This is a genomic window from Reyranella sp. (genome assembly GCF_965229815.1).
GTDB lineage: Bacteria > Pseudomonadota > Alphaproteobacteria > Reyranellales > Reyranellaceae > Reyranella.
The window spans coordinates 1,263,610-1,286,268 of sequence record NZ_CBDDJN010000006.1; the positions used below are offsets into that span (position 1 = coordinate 1,263,610).

Below are 22,659 nucleotides of genomic sequence, written 5' to 3' on the forward strand. Positions count from 1 at the left end.
ACGCCCCTCTCTCCTTCGCAACGAGACCGCAGAGACGCTCGACATGAAAGCGCCCATCGAAAGCTACGGACTGATCGGCGATTGCCAGACGGCGGCGCTGGTCGGACGCGACGGTTCCATCGACTGGCTGTGCTGGCCGCGTTTCGATTCCGAAGCCTGCTTCGCCGCCCTGCTCGGTCAACCGTCGAACGGCCGCTGGCTGATCGCTCCCTCCGAGGAACCGGCCGAGGTCTCCCGCTGCTACCGCGAGGATACGCTGGTGCTCGAGACGACGTTCACCACGGCGAGCGGCCGCGTCACCCTGATCGACTTCATGCAGTCGCGCGGCAGCACGTCGGATCTCGTCCGGCTGGTGCGTTGTGACGAGGGCGAGGTGGCGATGTGCATGGAGCTGGTGCTGCGCTTCGGCTACGGCGCCACGGTGCCGTGGGTGACCCGCCTCGAGGACGGCACGCTGCGCGCCATCGCCGGTCCTGACATGGTCGTGCTGCGCACGCCTGCGAACCTGTGGGGCGAGAACCTGCAGACCTTCGCCATGTTCAAGGTCGAGGCCGGCCACTGCGTTCCCTTCGTGATGAGCTACGGGCCCTCGCACCTGCCCCTGCCGCCGCCGGTCGACGGCGAGGACGCGCTCGAGGAATGCGTCAGGTTCTGGTGCGACTGGACCGGCGAGACGAAGACCGAGGGCGCGCATTCCGAGGCGATCCGGCGCTCGCTGATCACGCTGAAGGCGCTGACCTACGCCCCGAGCGGCGGCATCGTCGCGGCGCCGACGACGTCCCTGCCCGAACGGGTCGGCGGCGAGCGCAACTGGGACTACCGGTTCTGCTGGATCCGCGATTCCACCCTCACCCTGCTGGCGCTGATGAATGCCGGCGTCTACGACGAGGCGTCGGCGTGGCGCGACTGGCTGCAGCGCGCCGTCGCCGGCGATCCCGCCGACATGCAGATCATGTACGGACTGATGGGCGAGCGCCGCCTCGTCGAATGGGAGGCGGGCTGGCTGCCCGGCTATCTCGATTCCAGGCCGGTGCGCATCGGCAACGCCGCCTACCGGCAGTTCCAGCTCGACGTCTATGGCGAGCTGATGGACACGTTCGAGCAGGCCCGCAAGGGCTCCCTGGCGACCACGGAAAGCGGCTGGGACCTGCAGCTCGAACTGCTGAAGCACGTGGCCAACATCTGGCAGAATCCCGATTCAGGCCTGTGGGAATCGCGCGGCCCGCTGCGCCACTATACCTATTCCAAGGTCATGGCCTGGGTGGCGTTCGACCGCGCCATCAAGGCGGTCGAACGGCACGGCCTGCCGGGACCGATCGAGGACTGGCGCGCGCTGCGCGAGCGGATCCGCGACCAGGTCTGGGAGCACGGCTTCGACCCGGCGCGCAACACGTTCGTCTCGGCCTACGGCGAGACGACGCTCGATGCCAGCCTGCTGCTTCTGTCCGAGGTCGGCTTCGTCGAGGCCACCGACCCGCGCTTCGTCGGCACCGTCGAGGCGATCGAGAAGGACCTGATGGTCGACGGTTTCGTCCGCCGCTACGACACCGTGCAATCCGACGACGGGTTGAGCCACGGCGAGGGCGCCTTCCTCGCCTGCAGCTTCTGGCTGGCCGACGCCTACCAGTCGATCGGGCGCCACGACGATGCGGTACGCCTGTTCGATCACCTGCTGGCCATCCGCAACGACCTCGGACTGCTGGCCGAGGAATACGATCACGAGAACGGCCGCCAGCTCGGCAACTTCCCCCAGGCCTTCTCGCATGTCGGCCTGATCAACACCGCCTTCAACCTGACCCGCGCCACGCATCCGACGGAACAGCGAGCCCGCGTCAACGGGTCAGAAGTCCATGCGCCGGGCAAGCCAAGGGCGCCGCGCCGGCCGGGTCACGGCGCCGAGGAACGCGCCCACCCGGACGCCGCGAACGTCAGGAGTCCAGGGCCTTCCGCAGGAGCTCGTTGACGACCTTGGGATTGGCCTTGCCGCCGGTCGACTTCATGACTTGGCCGACGAACCAGCCGAACAGGGTCGGCTTGGCCCTGTAGGCCGCGACCTGGCCGGGATTGGCGTCGATCACCGCCTTGATGGCGGCCTCGATCGGGCCGGTGTCGGTGACCTGCTTCAGCCCCCGCTCCTCGACCAGCACGGCCGGATCCTTGCCCGTCTCCTCCATGGCGAGGAACAGGTCCTTGGCGATGCGGCCCGAGATCGTGCCGTCGGCGATGAGGTCGAGCAGCTTGCCGAGATTGGCGGCCGTCACCGGCGATTCGGTGATGGCCACGCCCCGGCGCTTCAGCATGCCGAAGAGATCACCGGTCACCCAGTTGGCGGCCTGCTTGGCGTCGCGCCCCTTGGCGACGGTCTCGAAGTATTCGGCCGTCTCCTTCTCGCCGATCAGCACGCCGGCGTCGTAGAGCGACAGGCCGAACTCCTTGATGTAGCGGTTCTTCCGTGCATCGGGCAGCTCGGGCAGCGTGCCGCGGATCCCGTCGACATACTCCTGGGTGATCACGAGCGGCAGCAGGTCCGGATCGGGGAAGTAGCGGTAGTCGTGCGCATCCTCCTTGGAGCGCATGGAGCGCGTGTCGCCGCGGCCCGCGTCGAACCGGCGGGTCTCCTGCTCGACCTTGCCGCCGCCTTCGATGATCTCGACCTGGCGCCGCGCCTCGTACTCGATCGCCTGCTTGACGAACCGGATCGAGTTCACGTTCTTGATCTCGCAGCGCGTGCCCAGCGCCTCGCCCGGCCGGCGGACCGAGACGTTGACGTCGCAACGCATCGAGCCTTCGTCCATGTTGCCGTCGCAGGTGCCGAGATAGCGCACGATCGAGCGCAGCTTGGCGAGATAGGCCGCCGCCTCGTCGGCCGAGCGCATGTCGGGCTTGCTGACGATCTCCATCAGCGCCACGCCCGACCGGTTGAGGTCGACATAGGTCTGGCTGGGATGCTGGTCGTGCAGGCTCTTGCCCGCGTCCTGCTCGAGATGCACGCGCTCGATGCCGACCTTGCGCGACTCGCCGTCGGGCAGGTCGATCTCGATCGTGCCCTCGCCCACGATCGGGTCCTTGTACTGCGAGATCTGGTAGCCCGCCGGCAGGTCGGGAAAGAAGTAGTTCTTGCGGTCGAACACCGAGCGCAGGTTGATCCTGGCATTGAGGCCGAGCCCGGTGCGGACCGCCTGCTCGACGCAATGCGCGTTGATGACCGGCAGCATGCCGGGCATGCCAGCGTCGACCAGGGAGACCTGGGTGTTGGGATCGGCGCCGAACGCGGTCGGGGCGCCCGAGAAGAGCTTGGCGTCGGAGATCACCTGGGCATGGACTTCCAGCCCCAGCACGATCTCCCATTCGCCGGTTTCACCTTTGATGAGCGACATGGCCGCTAGATAACCGGTCGGCGCCGCATTGGCAAAATGCCGGGCCCAGCGGAATGGCGAAAATGGCCGAACTAAGGGCTTGCGCGCCGCCGGGCCGGCCTTAGGCTCCGCCGCCGTCAAACAGTCACTGGGAGGTAAAATGCGTCATTTGCGTCGCCGCGCGGTCCTGGCCGGCAGCGCGGTCGCGGCTCTGGCCGCGCCGTCCATCGTCTCGGCCCAATCCGCGGGCGACTGGCCCAAGGGGCCCGTCAAGATCATCGTTCCCTTTCCGCCCGGCGGGTCCACCGACCCCGTGGCGCGCATCATCCAGGCCAAGATGATCGAGACCACGGGCTGGAACATCATCATCGACAACAAGCCCGGGGGAACCGGCGCGGTCGGCTCGGCGATCGCGGCCAAGTCGCCGCCCGACGGCCAGACCTGGATGCTGACCTTCGACAGCCACATCCTGAACCCGGCCTTCGCGGCCAACCTGCCGTACAAGGATTCCGACCTCTTCAACGTCATGCAGATCGGCCGCACGCCGCAGGTGATCGCGGCTCATCCCGACCGGCCCTACAAGACCTTCGCCGACGCCGTGGCCGACGCCAAGAAGCGACCGGGCAAGGTCAGCATGGGCGTGCTCGGCGCCAGCCAGGCGCTGGTGCTGATGACGCTGATCAAGAAGGAGAACGACGTCGACATCAACCTGATCCCCTACAAGGGCGGCGGGCCGCTGAACCAGGATCTGCTGGGCGGCATCACCGATATCGGCATCGGCAGCCTGACCTCGCTCAGCCCGCACATCCGCGTCAACAAGATGCGGCCGCTCGCGGTGACGGGCGAGAAGCGGACTCCGGCCCTGCCGGACACGCCGACGCTGGCCGAGCAGGGCATCAAGGCCTTCCCGTCCTATTCGTGGTGGGGCGTCTACGCGCCGACCGGCACGCCGCGGCCGATCGTCGACCGGATGCACGCCGAGATCTCGAAGGCCGTGCATTCGCCCGACGTCACCAAGAAGTTCATCGAGCAGTTCAACATGGAGATCCTGACGACCTCGCCCGAAGACTTCGCGGCCTACCAGAAGGCCGAGCAGGAGCGCTGGTTCAAGGTCATCAAGGACAACGACATCAAGGGCGACTGACGCCGCTCCTTGCCGGCAATCCAAAGGGGCCGCGCGCCTGCCCGGTGCGCGGCCCTTTCTCTGCCCAAGACGATCAGGCCGCCTGCGGGCCCCGCACCAGCCGGCCCGGCAGGGCGCCGGTCGCCTCGCCGTCGCGGTAGGTCACGGCACCGGACACGATCGTGGCGCGATAGCCGCGCGCCCGCTGCAGCAGGCGCTTGCCGCCCGCCGGCAGGTCCCAGGCCATCACCGGCGCCTCGACCCGGAGCCTGTCGAAGTCGATGACGTTGAGATCGGCCTTGCAGCCCGGCGCCACGATGCCGCGGTCGTGCAGGCCGACGGCACGGGCATTGTCGGACGTATGGCGCTTGACCAGCCAGGACAGGTCGAGCCGGCCGGCAGCGCGGTCGCGTCCCCAGTGCGCCAGCAGATAGGTCGGATAGGAACCGTCCGAGATCAGGCCGACATGGGCCCCGCCATCGCCCAGGCCGATCAGCGTATGCGGGCTCTGCATCATCTCGCTGCAGCAATCGAGGTTGTAGGCGGCGAAGTTGGCGAACGGCGAGAAGATGAAGTTCTTCCCCTCGTTCTCGATCAGGTAGTCGTAGATGACCTCGCGCGGATCGCGCCCCTCGCGGCGGGCGCGGGCGCCCAGCGAGCTCTCCTGCGCCGGCTCGTAGTCGGGAGGGTCGCCCAGCGGGAACATGCGATCGTAGTCGGTGAGACGCGCCGCCATGTCGGACCGCAACGGCTCGTGCGCTTCCTTCAGGATCTGCGCCCGGAACGCGGAATCCCGCATGATCGCCAGCCGCTCGGCCACGCTCCTGTGCTGGATCTCCTTGTACGAGCGGCACATCGAGAACGGGGTCCGGCTCGCCTGCAGGCCCTGCAGCACGCCGATCGGCCGCGGCGCCACCTGCGCCTTGGCGGCGTGCCCCTTGACCGCGAGCTTCTCGACCAGGCCGAGCAGGCGGCGCCAGCCCTCGGGCCGGGAATGGGCCTGCGCCAGCGACACCGAGAACGGCCGGCCCGATGCCGTGAGCAGGCGATCGAGCATCTCGAACTCGCTCTCGGGATTGGGCGTGTTGAAATCGGAAATGAACTCGATGACGCCCCGGCCGGCGTCCTTCATGCCGAGCGCGATGCCCAGGAGCTCGGCCTCGGACGCGCGCAGCGAGGGCGTGGGATCGCCCTTCACGGTGCGATGGTTCAGCGTGCGCGAGGTCGAGAAGCCGAGCGCCCCCGCGCGCATCGCTTCGGCAGCCAGCGTGCGCATCTGCGCGATCTCTTCCGGCGTCGCCTCTTCCAGCCTGGCGGCGCGCTCGCCCATCACGAACACGCGCAACGCGCCATGCGGGAGCTGGGCGCCGATGTCCATGTCGCGCGGCCGCGCGTCCAGCGCGTCGAGATACTGGCCGAACGATTCCCAGGACCAGTCCAGCCCCTCGTCCAGGGCGGCGCCCGGAATGTCCTCGACGCCTTCCATCAGCTCGATCAGGCGCTGGCGATCCTCGACCTTCACCGGCGCGAATCCGACGCCGCAATTGCCCATCACCGCGGTCGTGACGCCATGCCAGCTCGAGGGCTGCAGGCGCGAGTCCCAGGTCGCCTGTCCGTCATAGTGGGTGTGGATGTCGACGAAGCCCGGCGTGACCAGCAGCCCCTTCGCGTCGATCTCCTCGGCCGCGCCGCCGGAGACCTTCCCGACAGCGGCGATCCTGCCGTCCTTCACGGCAATATCGGCTTCGTGGAGAGAGGCACCGGTACCATCGGCTACCGTGCCGCCTCGAACGACCAGATCGAAGTCCTTCGCCATGTTCGCTCCTCCCGTATGGGCGGGAGACTAGCGGATCGTCAGCGGCGGGAGAACGCCAGCCAGATGGGCTGCACTCGCCAGCCGAACCAATGGCCAACCGCGTCCATCAGCGAGGTGAGGCCGAACTCCGCCGCTCCGGTCGAAGCAGAGCCTTTGCCGTTGGCAAAGCCCCTCGCTTCGCTCGGGGTGACAGCCATGCGCGCCGGCTAGTAACCCGCGGCACGCCCGCTGAACGCCGCCGCCTTCTCCAGCGCCGCCGCTGCCTTCAGCATCGTCTCCTCGTCGAAGGCGCGGCCGATCAGCTGCAGGCCGAGCGGCAGCCCGTCCCGGTCGACGCCGGCCGGCACCGAGATGCCGGGCAGGCCTGCCATCGAGGCCGGGATGGTGAACATGTCGTTGAGGTACATGGTCACCGGATCGTCCATCTTCTCGCCGGCCGCGAAGGCCGCCGTCGGCGCGGTCGGCGTCAGCAGCACGTCGCATTTCTCGAACGCCTGCCTGAAGTCGCGGGCGATCAGGGCGCGGATCTGCTGGGCCTTCCTGTAATAAGCGTCGTAGTAGCCGGCCGACAGCACGTAGGTGCCGATCATGATGCGCCGGCGCACTTCCTTGCCGAAGCCGGCGCCGCGCGTGTTCTGGTACATCTCGATCAGGTCCTTGCCCGGAACCCTGAGCCCGAAGCGCACGCCGTCGTAGCGCGCCAGGTTGGACGAGCATTCGGCGGGGGCCACGATGTAGTAGGCCGGCAGGGCATACTTGGTGTGCGGCAGCGACACCTCGACCGGCGTCGCGCCGGCCGCCTTCAGCATCTCCACGCCCTTGTCCCACAGGGCCACGATCTCGGGCATGGTCCCGTCGACGCGATACTCCTTCGGGATGCCGACCCTGAGTCCCTTGATGTCGGGATTGCGGGCGGCCGCGGCGAAGTCGGGCACGGCCAGCGGCGCCGAGGTCGAATCCTTCGGATCGTGGCCGGCCATCGCCTGCAGCAGCAGCGCGCTGTCCTCGACCGTGCGGGCGAACGGGCCCGGCTGATCGAGCGAGCTCGCGAAGGCCACCACGCCCCAGCGCGAGCAGCGGCCGTAGGTCGGCTTCAGGCCGACGACGCCGCAGAACGCCGCCGGCTGGCGGATCGAGCCGCCGGTGTCGGTGCCGGTGCTGCCCGGCACCATGTAGGCGGCGACCGCCGCCGCAGAGCCGCCCGAGGAGCCGCCGGGAACCAGCTTGCGGTTGTCGCCCCTGCGCTTCCACGGGTTCTCGACGCCGCCGAAGTAGCTCGTCATGTTCGACGAGCCCATGGCGAACTCGTCGAGGTTGGTCTTGCCGACCATGACCGCGCCGGCCTTCCAGAGGTTGGCGGTCACCGTGCTCTCGTACGGCGGCACGAAGCCCTCGAGGATGTGCGAGGCCGCCGTCGTCTGCACGCCCTCGGTGCAGAACAGGTCCTTGATGGCGAGCGGGATGCCGTCCAGCAGACCTGCCTCGCCCCGGGCGCGCCGCGCGTCGGAGGCTTTCGCCATGTCGCGCGCGCGATCCGGCGTCTCGGTGATGAAGGCGTTGAGGGCGCGATGCTCCTCGAGCTTGCCGAGATGCGCCTCCGCGACCTCGGCGGCGCTCGCTTCCTTCTTGTCCATCGTCGCCTTGAGGCCGGCGAGCGTCAGGTCCGTCAGCGCAGCCATGGCCTACTCCACCACCTTGGGCACGGTGAAGAACCCGCCGGCATCGTGGTCGGACGGGTCGACGTAGACCGCGCCGCCCGGCGCGTTGGCCAGCACCTTCGCCGCGATCCCGCCGTCGGTGACCTTGTCCTCGCGCATCGGCAGCGTGACGTCGGACACCGACGAGAGCGGCTCGACGTCGTTGGTATCGACTTCGCTCAGTTGCTCGATCCAGGCGAGAATCCCCGACAGCTCGCCGGCCAGCGGCGCAAGCTCCTCCTCCGGGACTTTCAGACGGGCGAGGCGCGCGATCCGCGCCACGGTGTCCTTGTCGAGCGACATTCCTCTGCTCCGAACGCTTGAATGGCGCGGTTGGTAGCCGTTTTGCGCCCCCCTGTCATCCCGAGCGCCGCCCGCCCGACCGAAGCCGTCGAAACCCGCCGGCGGCGGCCGGACCACGCCCGTCAGGAGGCCGCGGCCTTGCCCTCGTTCTCGGCATTGCGCCGGGCGGCGACCGCCTCGATCTCGGCCCGCACGGCGGGGCGATCGTTGAGCAGCGCGCGGAAGTCGTTGCGCGACAGCTTCAGCAGGTGGCAGTAGCCGTTGGAGATCACGTCGGCGCTGCGCGGCCGGTCGCTCACCAGGCCCATCTCGCCGACGAAGTCCCCTTCCTTCAGGCCGACCTCGAAGGCCGGACCGCGTACCGTGACTTCGCCGGCGGCGATGAAGTACATGGAATCCGACGGGCCGCCGCGGCGGATGAACTTCTCGCCCGGAACCGCGACCACCGCCCTCAGCCGCTTGCCGACGCCGATGACGGCCTCGCGGTCGAGCGACACGAAGATCGGCACCTGCTCGATCATCTTGGCCAATTCGAGCCCGAGGTCGAGCGGCGGCCGCTTGCTGATGGCGCTGCGCCGATGGGCCAGCCGCCGGCGCAGATCGTCGAAGACCTCGCGGCTGATGATCCCCTCGCGAAGCCGTCGCGTGTATTCCATCGATTCGAAGCGGATGGACGCGCGCTCGTACTGGCGGGCCCGGATCGATTCGGCATAGCCGGGATACTGCAGCGACAGCGCCCGCAGCGCGCTGTCGACGACGTCTTCCCGCTTCTCGATCACCTCCGCGAGGACGGCTTCGGCATCGGCGCCCAGCAGATCGGCGATCGAGCGCTGGTTGAAGGCCGCGAGCTCGGTCAGCACGCTCTGGATCACCATCAGGATCTCGAAGCGGTCCGCCAGCCGCTGAGTCAGCGGGCCCTCGATCCCGAGACGCCGGTGAAGCCAGAGGGCGACGCGCAGGAGCGGATTGGGCCGCGAGATGTCGCGCAGCCATTCTCCGTATCCGGTCATGCCCTTGTCGCGCACGCGGTCGATCAGACGGTCGGCATCGGCCATCAGCACGGCCACCATGCGGCGCGACAGGATCTGTTGCTCGAACTGCTCGAGGTAGAGTTCGCGCTCACGCGTCCCCAGGGTCATCATGCCGACCCTCACCCGCTCCTCGAGACTGAGCGCCAGCTCCGCCGGCGGCGCCTCGATGTCGGCGGATCCCGCCGAGGCCGGATCGACCGTCAGCTCGTCGTTGGCCACGGTGCGCCGGCGCATGACCTCCTGCAGATGGGTCTGCACGTTGGCCCGCGACAGCGCCAGCACGCGGTCGCGCAGCGCGAGCTCCAGGCGCGACAGCTTGTCGAGGCCCAGCAGGTGCATCACCAGGCCCAGTGTCGTGGCGTTGACGAACAGGGTGAACAGGACGAACAGCGTCGCCGCCAGGGCGATGAAGTCGCGGGTGGAATCCGGCAGCCTTTCGTTGCCCGACGCCACCATGGCCAGCACGATCGTGACCGCGCCGCGGAGGCCGCCCCAGACGAGGATGACCTTGTATCGCTGGTCGACCGGCTGGACGAGCTTGCCCTTTTCCAGGAGCGGCAGCATGCCGAACACGACCAGGGCGCGCGCCGAGAAGGCGCCCACGGCCACGGCCACCACCGCGAACGCATAGAGCCAGGTGATCTTCAGCAGCACGTTGGCCGCCAGCATCGAGGCCAGCACGAAGATCAGGCAGTTGGCCCAGAACTCGAGCTGCGCCCACAGGCGACGCAGCGAGGTCCATTGATGGGGATGGAGATGGGTCGGCCCGTAGGCGGCGACGGTGAGCGCCGCCATCACCACCGAGACGACGCCGGAGACGTGGATGTAGCGGTCGGCCAGCACGAACGAGAGATAGGTGAGCGCGACCGTCACGGAAGCGATAGCCGCGTCGGATTCACCCAGCCTCGGCAGCATGAACATGGCGGCCCGGGCGAGGATGAAGCCCAGCAGCAGGCCGCCCAGGAACTCGCGCAGGAACTCCTGCACGGCATGGCCCGCCGATTCGGCGCCCTCCCCGCCCGGCATCGTGCGGCTGACGAGCATGCCCATGAACAGGCCGAAGGCGGCGATGGCGACCGCGTCGTTGAGGAGCGATTCGCCTTCCGCCAGGATCGACAGGCGCTTCGGTGCCCCGACGTCGCGGAAGATGCCGATGACGGCAGCCGGATCCGTGGTCGACACGATGGCGCCCAGCAGCAGGCAGACGACGAGGTCGACTCCGGTCGCCACGTGCACCACGCCGCCCACGAAGGCGATGCAGACGACGACCGCGACGATCGCCATCAGCAGGACGGCCGAGATCTCGTCCATCAGGCGCCGAACCTCGATGGTGAGGCCGGCGGTGAAGAGCAGCGGCGGCAGGAAAAGCGGCAGGAACATGTCGGCGCCGACCTCGAGATTGTCGAGGCCGACGAAGGCGTCGCCGAGCGCGCCGAACTGAACGCCGCTCGTCACCACCCACGAGCCGACGAAGCCCAGCGTCATGCCGGCGATGGCCAGCAACACCGTATGTGGCAGGCGGAAGCGCTCGGCCACCGGGACCAGCAGGCTGACCACCAGCAGCACCATGGCGATGGCCAGCAAGGCATAGAATGTTTCGGTCACCTGGCGGGTCTGCTCCGACTGGGATGCGCGTGCGGGGCCGTGTCGACCGATTGGCCCCCTCGCCTTATAACCTCGACCATGGCCCGGTTGGCAGTCTTCATTCACGGCATGTGGGCCACCCCTGACGTGTGGCACAACTGGCGCCCGTTCCTCGAAGAGCGCGGCTGGCGCACCCTGGCGCCGGCCTTGCGTCACCACGATGCGCCCACCCTCGACCCGCCGCCGGCTCTGGGGACGACGAGCCTGCTCGACTATGCGTCGGATCTCGAGGCCGAGCTGCGATCCCTGCCGGAGAAGCCGGTCGTCATCGGCCATTCGATGGGCGGGCTGCTCGCCCTGATGCTCTGTGCCCGCGGCCTCGCCACGGCCGGCGTCCTCCTGACACCGGCACCGCCCGCCGGCGTGCTGGCCTTGCGCCCGTCGAACGTGCTGGCGTTCGCTCGCATCGAGACGCGATGGGGCTGGTGGCGCAAGCCGCACCGCGCAACCCTGCGCGAGGCCCTGTCGCACACGTTCAACACGACCGACCCGCGCGAAGGCAGCGAGTGCCATGCCGGCTTCGTCCACGATTCGGGACGGGCCCTGCTTGAGCTCGGCCTCCCCTGGCTCGCGCGCCCGCGGGCGGCCGACATCGATCCCCGCCTGGTCACGGTGCCGCTGCTGTTCGTGGCCGCCGAGCAGGACCGGCTCGTGCCGCCCGACGTAGTGCAGCGCACGGCGCGGCGCTTCGGTCACGCGTCGGACTTCCTGCGCTACCCCGGCGGGCACTGGGTCCTCGGCCAGCCGGGCTGGGAGCGGATCGCCGGCGACACGGTCGCCTGGCTCGAGGGAAAGGCGACCTGAGATGCCGGTGCTCGACTTTCCGGGCTTCAGCGACGCAGTGCCGGCCGGCCGGCTGATGGCGCTCGACGTCGGCAGCAAGACCATCGGCATCGCGACCTCCGATGCGCTGCGCATGCTGGCGACGCCGGTCACCACCCTGCGCCGCAGCAAGCTCGCCGCCGATCTCGGCACCCTCGCCGAGCTTGCGGCGCGGCACCAGATCGCGGCGCTGGTGATCGGCCTCCCGCTCAACATGGACGGCAGCGAGGGACCGCGCTGCCAGTCGGTGCGTCAGTTCGCGGCCAACATCGAGCGCCACGCGCCGCCGTCGCTGTCGCGCCTGCCTGTCCTGTTCCAGGACGAAAGGCTCAGCACCGCCGCGGTGACGCGAGGCATGATCGAGGATTACGACATGAGCCGGGCCAAGCGGGCGGAACGGGTCGATGCCGCGGCGGCCGCGTGGATCCTCGAATCGGCGATCGCCCGCCTGCGCGAGGCTTCCTAGAGGGCCACGAGGAGCTTGAGAACTATCGGAGCACGGACCTCCAGGTCCGCATCACGACTCTTGAGCGGACCTGGAGGTCCGCGCTCCAAATCCGCGCTCGCGGCAAGACGGTGATTGATCAGGGGCAGAGTGGCGCCGGTGACGGTCTCGGCGGCGGGTCGGCCGACAGCGAGCGCAGGAAGGCGACGAGATCGTCGCGCTGGCCCGTCGACAGGTGGAGCGGCCGCACCAGCGGCAGGGCATCGCTGTGCAGGCGGTCGGGGCTTACTTCGGAATAGTGCTCGACGACGTCCGCCAGCCCGGCGAAGCGGCCATTGTGCATGAACGGACCCTCGCCGGCCTGGCGCAGCGCCGGCACCCGGAACTCGCCGAAGTTGCTGTGCTGGCGGCGGACGTGTCGCGTCCGCCGCGCGCTCGCGCCCGAGGCATCGTCGTTGTGCGGCCCCAGCAGGTTGAACCGGCTGTCCGCCAGCCGCGCGAGCCCGTCGAAGCGGCCCGCATCGACTTCCCCCGGCCCGGTGAAGAAGGGAACGCCGACGTCGCCGAACTCGCCGTTGGTGAAGCGCGGCCCGAAGTGGCAGGTGGCACAGCCGGCGCCCAGGAAGATCTTCAGACCTCGCCCGGCCGCGGCGGGATAGCGCGCCGCCCCTTCGGCGTCGCCAGCCAGCAAGGCGTCGCGGAACGAATCGAACGGCGTGCGCGGGCTGACCAGCGTCGCGATGAAGGCGGCCATCGCCTTGGCCGCGTCCACGAGGACCTTCTCGTCGTCGCCGCCCGGCGATTGGCCGAAGGCCCGCTGGTAGCCGCAGGCTAGCGCGGCGTCGGCACGCACCGTCGCGGCGACGCGCGCCGCGTCGACCGCCATCTCGCGCGGGTCAAGCAGCGGCCGGATCGACTGGGCCCACAGCGAATCGCCCGCTCCGTCCCAGCCGAACCAGTGCCCGAAACCCACGTTCCACAGCGACTGGGTCCGACGGTCGAGTTCGCCGATACCGACGGCGCGGACCCGGCCGTCGCTCCAGTTCCGCTCCGGCCGGTGGCAGGTGGCGCAGCTCATATCCCCGCCGGCCGAGAGCCTGGCGTCGTTGAACAGATGCTCGCCGAGGGCGATGGCGGCCGGATTGCCGGAGACGCGGTTGGAAGGATCGCGCGCCGGCGCCGGCGGCCACGGGCCGTGGCGCCCGATCGCGGCGATCTCCTCCGTCGACCAGGCCGGCGCCGGCTGGGGATGGGCGGGAGCTGCGACCGCCAGCAGCATCGCCGCCAGCGCCAGCCCCCTCACTTGACGATGACCTCGTGCGACAGCCGCTCGCTCTCCTCGCCGGCCCGGACATCGAAGGAGATCTCCCAGCGTCCCGGCATGTGGAAGATCATCCCGTCGACCCGGAAGCGGCCCTCGCCGAGCGACACGATGGTCGGGCGGTAGTTCATTCCGTGCTTGTGTTCCGGCATCACGGCGTCGACCGCGACCAGCTCGGCGGGGTTGTCGCGCTTGGTGCAGACATTGAACAGCAGCGAGAAAGGCTCGCCGACCTCGATGTGCAGCGGCTCCGGACGGAAGGCGACCATGTAGTGGTCGGAGAACACCACCAGCCCCGTGCCATGTCCGAGGTCGAGCGGACAGTCGGCGCGCGCCGGCAGGGCGGCAATCACGAAAGCGGCGACGAGGGCAAGCTTCATTGCCGGCCGCCGAACAGCCGCTCGCCGTTCTCGTGGGCGATCTTGCGCGCCACGTCGGGCGGCAGGTCGGCCAGCCAGCGCCGCGACCACCGCGCGTTCTCGATCACGTAGTGCCAGCGCTCGGGCGTGAAGGTGTCGGTGCCGAGCACGAACCGGTCGGGAAATTCGAGGAACGCCTCGCGCCATCCGGGCGCCACCTTGCCGTCGCTGGCATGGGCGGTGAGGAAGGCGAGATCGCACCACAGGGTCGGGTATTTCCGAAGCATCTCGCGGATCTTCTCCGGCCGTTCGAAGCCGGAATGCGCCCACAGCACGCGGGCGGCGGGATCCTGCTCGAAGTGCCGGACGACGGCGTCCGCGTCGGAGTGCGAATGGAGGTAGAGGCCGTGCTTGCGTGCGAGGGCCACGACCTGGCGCACGTTCGGCAGGTCGGCGTCGGCGCCGTAGACGTGGAACTCGCCGATCGCGACGTACTTGCGGCGCGCCAGCATGCCCTCGAGGAAAGGAATCACCGACGTGTCCCGCACCCACGTCGAGAGCTCGCCGCGCGAGCGATAGGGCCGCAGCTCGGGCACGATGACCCCGGGCGCCGCGTCGAGGAGCATCTGCGTGCCTTCGTTGTTGGAGCTGGAGACCATGGCCCGCCGGATTCCAGCCTTTTCCAGTATCTGCACGACCTGTGCCGGCGGCACGACCTGCCAGGCATCGTGGCTGTAGTGCAGATGGGCATCGAAGATCGGCAGTTCCTGATCGGCCGCGGCGGGCGCGGCGGCGGACAGGAGGACGAGAAGGAGAGAAAAGGTACGCATCGGCGCTCCGTCACCGGCGGACCCGCGCGGTCCAGCCGTAGTTGAAGCTAATCGAGATGCGCTCCCCGGAGAAGCGCGCCGGCGGCACCTCGTGCCGCAACCAGCTTTCGAACAGGACGAGGTCGCCGGGACGGGCCGGCAGGCTCACGAAGGGACGAAAGGCCTCGGGGGCGTCGGCGCGGCGCGGCGGGGCCGCCATGTGCAGCGCCAGCCGCGGATCCTCGAACTTCAGCGCGCCCGCGCCCTTCGGCACCTCGACATAGTAGGTGCCGCTGATGAACGAGATCGGGTGCAGGTGGAACGAATGCATGACCCCGGCCGGCATGACGTTGGCCCAGCAGTCGGTCATGCCGAGCGTGCGGCCGCGCAGGTCGTAGTGAAGGGCGCGGGCGAAGCTCCTGACCTGCGGGTCGATCAGGCGGCGGAGCCGCGCGAACAGCGACGACACGAGATGCATCCGGTCGAGCGAGCCGTAGGACGTGTAGCCGCCGGGATAGTTGTCGGCCGACCAGCGCCGGCCGGTGGCGTCGGAGGCAGCCAGCGACCGGCATTCGTCGGCCAGGTCCTGGTTCAATCGGGATTGACCCCGGGTTTCGAGCGGCTGCTTCAAGACCAGGGTCGGGAAAAGGGCGCGGATCGTCATGCGCGATTATCCGCAAAGCCGGCGGACCATGCTATGGTTCACGATGCTCAGCGATCAGCAGATCGAGGCCTATCGGCGCGACGGCTACCTGGTCATCCCGCGCCTCATCCAGGGCGAACAGCTCGCCGAGCTGCGCGCCCTCACCGACCGCATCGTCGGCGAGGCGCGCGGCGTCGCCGCCAACGACGAGCTCTACGATCTCGAGCCCAGCCACAGCGCCGCGCTGCCGCGCGTGCGCCGGCTCAAGCCCGCGATCTTCAGGCGCTACGCCTTCTTCCATGCCCTGGCGCGCGACCCCGCGATCACGACGCTCCTGTCGTCGCTGCTGGGACCGGCCATCCGCCTGCACGGCGGCAAGCTCAACATGAAGTCGGCCGGCTACGGCTCGCCGGTCGAATGGCACCAGGACTGGGCCTTCTATCCCCACACCAACGACGACGTGCTGGCGACCGGCATCTACCTGGACGACTGCGACGTCGACAACGGGCCGCTCATGGTCGTCCCCGGCAGCCATCGCGGCCCGACCTGGGATCATCATGCCGACGGCCGCTTCTGCGGCGCCCTGGATCCGGCGGCCTGCCCGCTCGACCTCGCGACGGCCGTGCCACTCACCGGACCCGCCGGGTCGATGACCATCCATCACGTGAGGCTGGTGCACGGCTCGGCGCTCAACCGTTCGAATCGGCAGCGCCGCCTGCTGCTGCACGAATACGCCGCGGCAGACGCCTGGCCGCTGATGGGCGTGGCCGACTTCGGCGAGTTCAACGACCGCATGGTGCTCGGCGAGCCGACGATCGAGCCTCGCGTGGTGCCGGCGCCGGTGCGCATGCCCCTGCCCGCCGCCGACCACCAGGGGTCGATCTACGAGAACCAGCGCGGCGCCGGGCGGCGCTTCTTCGAGACCTACGCCGAGGCGCGGCACTGAGCGGGCGGCGGCGACAGGACGATCCCGTCCCCCGCCGCCTCTTCCTCGCGGGCGGCGCCGCCCTCCTGCTGCCATCGACGGCGCGTGCCCGGTCCGGGCTGGATGATGCCTGGCCCGGCCGCTACGAGGGCGCGGCGCGGTTCTACGGATCGATACCGCTGGAGGACATCTTCCCGCCGCCCAAGATCCCCCATGCCGATCTCGACAGCCGCGCGCCGTTCGGCGTCCGGTTCGACATCGGCGCCACCGACCGGCGCGTCGCGGTCCGCCTGTGGATCGACAAGGGACCCCTGCAGACGGCCGAGGGCGGCGAGACGCTGCGCTTCGGACCGCTGGCCGACGGCGTCGCGAGACTGGAAGGCGACGACGAACCGTACGGGCCCCGCCAGGCGACACTCACGGTCGGGCGCGACGTCCTGGGCACCGAGGCGCTGTTCGCCCATGCCGACGGCAGCTTCTGGCGCCGCCACTTCACCGTGCGGTTCACGCCGGCGGGCGGCGACGTGATCCTCTGGGTCTTCGACGCCAGCGGCACCCGCGCCCGGAGCTGGCGCGGCAGTTCGGTGAAGCGACCCGCCTGAGCCCGGAGTCGACGCTCCGCGCAGCGCGCTACTGCGGCCGGGGACCGACGTAGTTCGACTGCGGCCGGATGATGCGGCCGCCCTTCTCCTGCTCGAAGATGTGGGCGCACCAGCCTGCCGTGCGGCCGACGGCGAACAGCGCGGTGAAGGCGCTGCGCGGGATCTCCAGCGCCTCGAGCAGCAAGGCGGTGTAGTACTCGACATTGGTGTCGAGGCGGCGACCCGGCTTGTGACGCCGCAGGGCCGCGATGGCGCCCTGCTCGACCGCAGAAGCATAGGACAGGCGCCCGGCCGTCGCCGGCAGGGTCGCGACCGCGGCCTTCAGCACGTCGGCGCGCGGATCGCGCACCTTGTAGATGCGATGGCCGAAGCCCATCAGCGTCGTGCCCTTGGCGAAGGCATCGTCGAACCACGCCTCGGCTCGCCCCGCGTCGCCGATCTCGTCCAGCATGTCGAGCACCGGTCCCGGGGCGCCGCCGTGCAGCGGTCCCTTGAGCGCGCAGAGCGCAGCCAGCACCGAGGAGATCAGGCCGGCCCGGGTCGAGGCGACCACGCGGGCGGTGAAGGTCGACGCGTTGAAGCCGTGATCCGCCACGGTCGCGAGGTAGGTGTCCAGCGCCGTCTCGAACACGGCGTCGGCCCGGCGGCCGCGCACCATGCGCAGGAAATCCTGCGCCGTCGTCAGCGACGGGTCGGGCGCGACCGCGGCGGCGCCCTTCTCGGCGTTGAGCAGGGCTGCCAGGAACACCGGCATGGCGCCGCAGGCCAGATGGTGGTGCGGCAGGGTCTCGCTGTCGGGCAGCAGGCCGATTCCCACCCGCAGGGCCTCGACCGGCGTCAGGCCGCGGCTGGCCGCCAGCAGCTTCGGGACATCGGCGAAGGCCCGCTGGCGGGCGGCCGCGAGCCCGGAGCGGACGGCGGCGGCGTCGCCCCCGCCTTCACCGAAGCCCTCCCACAGGAGGGCCGCCACGCCCTCGAAGCCGCGGGTCGCCGCCAGTTCCTCGATCGCATGGCCGCGCACGATCAGGCGGCCGGCCTCGCCGTCGACCTCGCTCATCGCCGTATCCGCCACGACGACTCCGTCGAGCCCGCTGTTCACCCGTGTCAGCAACATTCGTCCCTCCTCGCTTCTCTGCGGAGGGTTGGGCGTCACCGAATATATTGTCAATCTTGATTACATTGATCAATATACAGGATGGCCAACGAACTGCTGAACTCCCGCGAGGCCGCCCGCCGCCTCGGCGTGTCGGCCGCCACCCTCTACGCCTATGTCAGCCGCGGCCTGCTGCGGTCGGAAGCCGTCGAGGGCCGCCGCGAGCGCCGCTACCGAGCCGATGACGTGGCCCGCCTGAAGCGCCGGCGCGACATCGGCCGCAAGGCCGAATCGATCGCCAACCATGCGCTCGACTTCGGCACTCCCGTGCTCGAATCGGCCCTGACGCTGATCGAGGACGGCCGCCTGTTCTATCGCGGCCGGGACGCCAGCGACCTCGCCCGTACGGTCTCGCTCGAGGATGCGGCGCGCCTCCTGTGGGATTGCGACGACCGTCCCTTCGCCGAAAGCAACCTGCCGCCCCTGTCGGTCGCGCTGCGCCGTGCCTGGCTCGCGGCCGCCACCCTGGCACCCGTCGACCGCTGCCTCGTCCTGCTGCCGGCCGCGGCCGCCCTCGACCATCCGAGCTGGGTGGAGGACCGGTCGGCGATGCTCGAGACCGGCGTGCGCGTCCTGCGCCTGCTCGCCGCCGCAGTGACGGCCCGGCCGCTCTCCGCGCGGCCGGTGCACGAGCAGCTGGCCGCCGCCTGGCGGGTGAAGCCCGCCCACGCGCCGCTGCTACGCGCGGCCCTGGTCCTGTCGGCCGACCACGAGTTCAACGCCTCGGCCTTCGCGGCCCGCGTCGTCGCCTCGACCGGCGCCAACCTCTACGGCGCCACGATGGCCGGGTTGGCCGCCCTGAACGGGCCGCGCCACGGCGGTCTCACGCGGCGCGTCGCCGGCCTGTTCGACGATCTGAGGGAGACACGGGATCTCGACGCCGATCTGGCCCAGCGCGTGCGCGACCGCGTCTTCATCCCGGGCTTCGGCCATCAGCTCTATCCCGACGGCGACGTGCGGGCCGCCACCCTGCTCGCGCTGCTGCGCGAGACCGTGCCGGACTCGCCCGAGCTCGCCTTCGCCGAACGGCTCGCCGCCGCCGTCGAGCGCCTGATCGACCGCAAGCCGAACATCGACTTCACCACGGTGGTCGTGCAGCGGGTGCTCGGCCTTCCGCGCGATTCCGCCCTCGCGCTGTTCCTGCTCGGCCGCACCGTCGGCTGGATCGCCCATGCGCTGGAGCAATCGGCGCATGGCGCATTGATCCGGCCGCGCGCGCGCTATACAGGTCCCCGGCCTGGAGGGTGAAATGAGGCAAGGACGCTGTCTCTGCGGCGATGTCCGCTTCGTCGCCGAAGGCTCCGCGAAGTGGACGGCCTACTGCCATTGCGGGAGCTGCCGCCGGCACACCGGCGCACCCGTCGCTGCCTACGCCGGATTCGAAACGTCGAAGGTCCGGTTCACGGGGGCGCCGCTCGCCTTCTACGAGTCCTCGCCAGGCGTCCGTCGCGGCTTCTGCGCGCGTTGCGGCTCGACCCTGACCTACGAGGGCGACCGCTGGCCGGGCGAGATTCATCTCCATGTCGGCGCGTTCGACGATCCGGCCGACCTGGCGCCGACCGGCCAGGCCTTCGGCGAGGAGCGGATCTCGTGGCTCGATCTGCCGGCAGGCCAGGGAAGCGGGCCATGAAGCACGCCCTGATCGTCATCGACATGCAGCAGGGCTCGTTCGGCCCGGACAGCCCGCGGCACGACGCGGCGGGCCTGGTAGCCCGCCTCAACGACCTCGCCTCGGCGGTGCGCGACAGCGGCGGCGCCGTCGTCTTCATCCAGCACGACGGCCCGCCCGGCGACGCTCACGAACCCGGCCGCCCGGGCTGGCGCCTGCTGCCAGACCTCGATGTCCGGCGTGACGATGCCGTCATCCACAAGAGATCCTGCGATTCCTTTCTCGATACCGGGCTTGCCGCCCATCTGCACAAGGCCGGCATCGACGGCGTGATCGTTACCGGCTGTGCGACCGACTACTGCGTCGACACGACGGTGCGGAGCGCCCTGGCGCGCGGCCTGTCCACGACGGTCCCGTCGGACGGCCATACGACCGCCGACCGGCCCCACCTGCCGGCCGTCAAGATCATCGAGCACCACAACGCGATCTGGGCGGATTTCCTGGCGCCGCGCGGCCCGGCGCACGTTCTTCCCACCGACTCTGTTATCCACCAGATCGCCGCCTTGCGACCGCCGCACCGGCGTGCTTAACGTCGCGCTTTAGTGACAAGAAAACGCGTGGGCGTGCCGAGGTTGCCCCATCTGCTCGGCATCGAGGGACTTACGCCCGACGTTATTTCGGGCCTCCTCGACCTTTCCGAAACCTACATCGACCAGAACCGATCCATCGACAAAAGGCGAGACGTCCTGGCCGGCCGCAGCGTCATCAACCTGTTCTTCGAGAACTCGACCCGCACGCGCACCAGCTTCGAGGTCGCGGCCAAGCGGCTGGGCGCCGACGTGATCAACATGGACGTCGCCACCTCCTCCGTGCGCAAGGGCGAGACGCTGCTCGACACCGCCATGACGCTGAACGCCATGCGGCCGGATGCCATCGTGGTGCGGCACAGCGAATCCGGCGCCGTCAATCTCCTGTCGCAGAAGATCAACTGCGCCGTCATCAACGGCGGCGACGGGCAGCACGAGCACCCGACCCAGGCCCTGCTCGACGCCCTGACCATCCGCCGGCGCCGCGGCAGCCTGGAAGGCCTGCTGGTGGCGATCTGCGGCGACATCATGCACAGCCGGGTCGCGCGCTCGAACATCCACCTGCTGCAGATCATGGGCGCCCGCGTGCGGGTCGTCGGCCCACCGACCCTGATGCCGACCGACATCGACCGGATGGGCGTCGAGGTCCATTACAGCATGAAGACAGGGCTCAAGGACGTCGACATCGTCATGATGCTGCGCCTGCAGACCGAGCGCATGCAGGGATCGTTCGTGCCGTCGATCAGCGAGTATTTCCACTTCTTCGGGCTCGACCACGAGAAGCTGAAGTTCGCCAAGCCCGACGCCCTGATCATGCATCCCGGCCCGATGAACCGCGGCGTCGAGATCGATTCGGAAGTCGCCGACGACCTCGACCGCTCGGTCATCCACGAGCAGGTCGAGATGGGCGTCGCCGTGCGCATGGCCTGCCTCGACGCCCTGATCGGCGGCCGCCGCAACGCGCTGTCGGGAGCCGCGGCATGACCGGCGCGGCGATCCAGGCGACGGCGTCACCGGAGGCATATCCGTGGCCATGAGCGGCAGCATCGACCGGCTGGCACCGCCCCACAGCGGTTCCACCGCCTTCATCAATGCCCATATCGTCGATCCGACGGCCGACGCCGACTATCGCGGCGCCGTCCTGATCAGCGACGGCAAGATCGCCGACTTCGGGCCCAACCTGTTCGCCTCGGGCGCGCCCTACGGCATCCAGTCGGTCGACTGCCACGGCCTGTGCCTGGCGCCGGGCCTGGTCGACACGCGCGTGCATACCGGCGAGCCGGGCGAGGAGCACAAGGAGACGCTGGAGAGCGCCGGCGCTGCCGCCGCGGTGGGCGGCATCACCTCGCTGGTGCTGCTGCCGGACACCGAGCCGCCCTTCGACGATGCCTCGCTGATCGAGTTCGTCGCCCGCCGTGCCCGCCAGATCAAGCTCACGAACATGTACGCCTATGGCGCGCTGACGGTCGGCCTCGAAGGCAAGGAACTGGCGGAGATCGGCCTGCTGGCCGAGTCCGGTGCGCTCGCCTTCACCGACGCCGACCATGCGGTAGGCAATGCCCAGGTGCTGCGGCGGGCGCTCTACTATGCCAAGGCATTCGACGCGCTGATCGTGCACCTGCCGCAGGAACCGACCCTCTCGGGCGGGCACATGACGAGCGGCGAGACGGCGACACGTCTCGGCCTGGCCGGCGTGCCGCCGCTGGCCGAGGTCATGATGGTCGAGCGCGACATCCGCCTCGCCGAGATGACCGGCGGGCGCCTGCACCTGACCAAGATCTCGACCGCCGAGTCCGTGGCCGCCGTCGCCGCCGCCAAGGCGCGCGGCCTGCGCATCACCTGCGACACGGCCGCGCCCTACTTCGCGCTGAACGAGCTCGCGGTCGGCGATTACCGCACCTTCGGCAAGCTGGTGCCGCCGCTGCGCGCCGAGAGGGACCGGCTGGCCGTCGTCGCCGGCCTCAGGGACGGCACGATCGACGCCATCGTCTCCGACCACCGGCCGCAGGACCAGGACAGCAAGCGCGTGCCCTTCGCGCAGGCCGAGCCGGGCGGCATCGGGCTCGAGACCCTGCTGCCGATCTCCCTCGAGCTGGTGCACAATCGCGAGCTCACCCTGCCGCAGCTCTTCCAGCGCCTGGCCAGCACGCCGGCCCGCCTGTTCGGCCTTCCCGGCGGCCGGCTGGCCAAGGGCGCCCCCGCCGACCTGGTCGTCTTCGATCCCGACCTTGCCTGGCGGGTCGAGCGCACCGAGCTGTGGAGCAAGACCAAGAACACGCCGTTCGACGAGCGGCCGGTGCAGGGCCGGGTGATGGCCACCATCGTCGCCGGCCGCACCATCTATCGCGACCACGCCTTCGCGGCCACGGCCAACGCCGCCTGACGGCGCCGAAAAGCCGCCTTCAAACCGCCGT

General features: G+C 69.7%; 22 protein-coding genes. 10 read left to right on the forward strand and 12 right to left on the reverse strand.

The window, feature by feature from the left end; all coding sequences use genetic code 11:
* Positions 1 to 43: 43 nt before the first annotated feature.
* Positions 44 to 1,963 (forward strand): glycoside hydrolase family 15 protein, encoded by a 1,920-nt coding sequence (locus tag ACO073_RS17425; RefSeq protein ID WP_421998945.1) that lies wholly within the window; start codon positions 44 to 46, stop codon positions 1,961 to 1,963.
* Here ACO073_RS17425 and gatB read toward each other — a convergent pair.
* Complete coding sequence (gene gatB / locus ACO073_RS17430; protein WP_421998946.1) at positions 1,929 to 3,377, reverse strand: Asp-tRNA(Asn)/Glu-tRNA(Gln) amidotransferase subunit GatB; 1,449 nt, start codon at positions 3,375 to 3,377, stop codon at positions 1,929 to 1,931. The two genes, ACO073_RS17425 and gatB, sit on opposite strands and share 35 nt — an antisense overlap.
* Positions 3,378 to 3,516: 139 nt before the next feature.
* Here gatB and ACO073_RS17435 point away from each other — a divergent pair, with 139 nt between their 5' ends.
* Entirely contained in the window at positions 3,517 to 4,500 is a 984-nt protein-coding gene (locus tag ACO073_RS17435) for a Bug family tripartite tricarboxylate transporter substrate binding protein (protein ID WP_421998947.1), read from the forward strand.
* Positions 4,501 to 4,573: 73 nt separating this feature from the next.
* Here the strand turns inward: ACO073_RS17435 and ACO073_RS17440 are convergent, their stop codons facing one another.
* From ACO073_RS17440 to ACO073_RS17460, 5 genes are all read right to left on the reverse strand, one after another.
* Positions 4,574 to 6,295 carry an N-acyl-D-amino-acid deacylase family protein gene (locus tag ACO073_RS17440; RefSeq protein WP_421998948.1) on the reverse strand — a complete coding sequence of 574 codons (1,722 nt, stop codon included), beginning with the start codon at positions 6,293 to 6,295 and terminating at the stop codon, positions 4,574 to 4,576.
* A 38-nt stretch (positions 6,296 to 6,333) separates the two neighbouring features.
* On the reverse strand, positions 6,334 to 6,492 hold the full coding sequence (locus ACO073_RS17445; RefSeq protein WP_421998949.1) for a hypothetical protein: 159 nt from the start codon (positions 6,490 to 6,492) through the stop codon (positions 6,334 to 6,336).
* Between the two features lie 9 nt (positions 6,493 to 6,501).
* Positions 6,502 to 7,974 (reverse strand): Asp-tRNA(Asn)/Glu-tRNA(Gln) amidotransferase subunit GatA, encoded by a 1,473-nt coding sequence (gatA, locus tag ACO073_RS17450; RefSeq protein WP_421998950.1) that lies wholly within the window; start codon positions 7,972 to 7,974, stop codon positions 6,502 to 6,504.
* A 3-nt stretch (positions 7,975 to 7,977) separates the two neighbouring features.
* Positions 7,978 to 8,295: an Asp-tRNA(Asn)/Glu-tRNA(Gln) amidotransferase subunit GatC gene (gatC, locus tag ACO073_RS17455; RefSeq protein WP_421998951.1), complete on the reverse strand. Its 318-nt coding sequence runs from the start codon at positions 8,293 to 8,295 to the stop codon at positions 7,978 to 7,980.
* 122 nt (positions 8,296 to 8,417) lie between these two features.
* On the reverse strand, positions 8,418 to 10,931 hold the full coding sequence (locus ACO073_RS17460) for a cation:proton antiporter (RefSeq protein ID WP_421998952.1): 2,514 nt from the start codon (positions 10,929 to 10,931) through the stop codon (positions 8,418 to 8,420).
* Positions 10,932 to 11,009: 78 nt separating this feature from the next.
* On the opposite strand from ACO073_RS17460, the gene ACO073_RS17465 reads away from it, so the two are divergent.
* Entirely contained in the window at positions 11,010 to 11,774 is a 765-nt protein-coding gene (locus tag ACO073_RS17465) for an alpha/beta hydrolase (protein ID WP_421998953.1), read from the forward strand.
* 1 nt (position 11,775) lies between these two features.
* Complete coding sequence (ruvX, locus tag ACO073_RS17470) at positions 11,776 to 12,258, forward strand: Holliday junction resolvase RuvX (RefSeq protein WP_421998954.1); 483 nt, start codon at positions 11,776 to 11,778, stop codon at positions 12,256 to 12,258.
* A 118-nt stretch (positions 12,259 to 12,376) separates the two neighbouring features.
* Here the strand turns inward: ruvX and ACO073_RS17475 are convergent, their stop codons facing one another.
* Genes ACO073_RS17475 through ACO073_RS17490 form a run of 4 tightly spaced genes read right to left on the reverse strand, consistent with a single transcriptional unit; the run spans position 12,377 to position 15,390 of the window.
* Positions 12,377 to 13,540: a cytochrome-c peroxidase gene (locus ACO073_RS17475; protein WP_421998955.1), complete on the reverse strand. Its 1,164-nt coding sequence runs from the start codon at positions 13,538 to 13,540 to the stop codon at positions 12,377 to 12,379.
* Positions 13,537 to 13,938 (reverse strand): hypothetical protein, encoded by a 402-nt coding sequence (locus ACO073_RS17480; protein WP_421998956.1) that lies wholly within the window; start codon positions 13,936 to 13,938, stop codon positions 13,537 to 13,539. Before ACO073_RS17480 ends, ACO073_RS17475 begins: the two co-directional genes overlap by 4 nt.
* Entirely contained in the window at positions 13,935 to 14,747 is an 813-nt protein-coding gene (locus tag ACO073_RS17485; protein WP_421998957.1) for an amidohydrolase family protein, read from the reverse strand. Before ACO073_RS17485 ends, ACO073_RS17480 begins: the two co-directional genes overlap by 4 nt.
* A 10-nt stretch (positions 14,748 to 14,757) precedes the next feature.
* Complete coding sequence (locus ACO073_RS17490; protein ID WP_421998958.1) at positions 14,758 to 15,390, reverse strand: TIGR02466 family protein; 633 nt, start codon at positions 15,388 to 15,390, stop codon at positions 14,758 to 14,760.
* A 43-nt stretch (positions 15,391 to 15,433) separates the two neighbouring features.
* Here ACO073_RS17490 and ACO073_RS17495 point away from each other — a divergent pair, with 43 nt between their 5' ends.
* Positions 15,434 to 16,315, forward strand: a complete 882-nt coding sequence (locus ACO073_RS17495; protein ID WP_421998959.1) for a phytanoyl-CoA dioxygenase family protein — start codon at positions 15,434 to 15,436, stop codon at positions 16,313 to 16,315.
* On the opposite strand, the gene ACO073_RS17500 is transcribed toward ACO073_RS17495, so the two are convergent.
* Entirely contained in the window at positions 16,294 to 16,758 is a 465-nt protein-coding gene (locus ACO073_RS17500) for a hypothetical protein (RefSeq protein ID WP_421998960.1), read from the reverse strand. The two genes, ACO073_RS17495 and ACO073_RS17500, sit on opposite strands and share 22 nt — an antisense overlap.
* A 166-nt stretch (positions 16,759 to 16,924) precedes the next feature.
* Positions 16,925 to 18,010 (reverse strand): citrate synthase/methylcitrate synthase, encoded by a 1,086-nt coding sequence (locus ACO073_RS17505; protein WP_421998961.1) that lies wholly within the window; start codon positions 18,008 to 18,010, stop codon positions 16,925 to 16,927.
* Between the two features lie 81 nt (positions 18,011 to 18,091).
* On the opposite strand from ACO073_RS17505, the gene ACO073_RS17510 reads away from it, so the two are divergent.
* Genes ACO073_RS17510 through pyrC form a run of 5 tightly spaced genes read left to right on the forward strand, consistent with a single transcriptional unit; the run spans position 18,092 to position 22,628 of the window.
* On the forward strand, positions 18,092 to 19,297 hold the full coding sequence (locus ACO073_RS17510) for a citrate/2-methylcitrate synthase (RefSeq protein ID WP_421998962.1): 1,206 nt from the start codon (positions 18,092 to 18,094) through the stop codon (positions 19,295 to 19,297).
* Between the two features lies 1 nt (position 19,298).
* Positions 19,299 to 19,679, forward strand: coding sequence for a GFA family protein (locus ACO073_RS17515; protein ID WP_421998963.1), 381 nt, complete (start codon positions 19,299 to 19,301; stop codon positions 19,677 to 19,679).
* Entirely contained in the window at positions 19,676 to 20,248 is a 573-nt protein-coding gene (locus ACO073_RS17520) for a cysteine hydrolase family protein (RefSeq protein ID WP_421998964.1), read from the forward strand. Before ACO073_RS17515 ends, ACO073_RS17520 begins: the two co-directional genes overlap by 4 nt.
* 12 nt (positions 20,249 to 20,260) lie before the next feature.
* Positions 20,261 to 21,229: an aspartate carbamoyltransferase catalytic subunit gene (locus ACO073_RS17525; RefSeq protein WP_421998965.1), complete on the forward strand. Its 969-nt coding sequence runs from the start codon at positions 20,261 to 20,263 to the stop codon at positions 21,227 to 21,229.
* Positions 21,230 to 21,278: 49 nt separating this feature from the next.
* The gene (gene pyrC / locus ACO073_RS17530) at positions 21,279 to 22,628 is read left to right on the forward strand and encodes a dihydroorotase (protein WP_421998966.1); all 1,350 of its coding nucleotides are present in this window, start codon (positions 21,279 to 21,281) and stop codon (positions 22,626 to 22,628) included.
* The last annotated feature ends 31 nt before the right edge of the window (positions 22,629 to 22,659 follow it).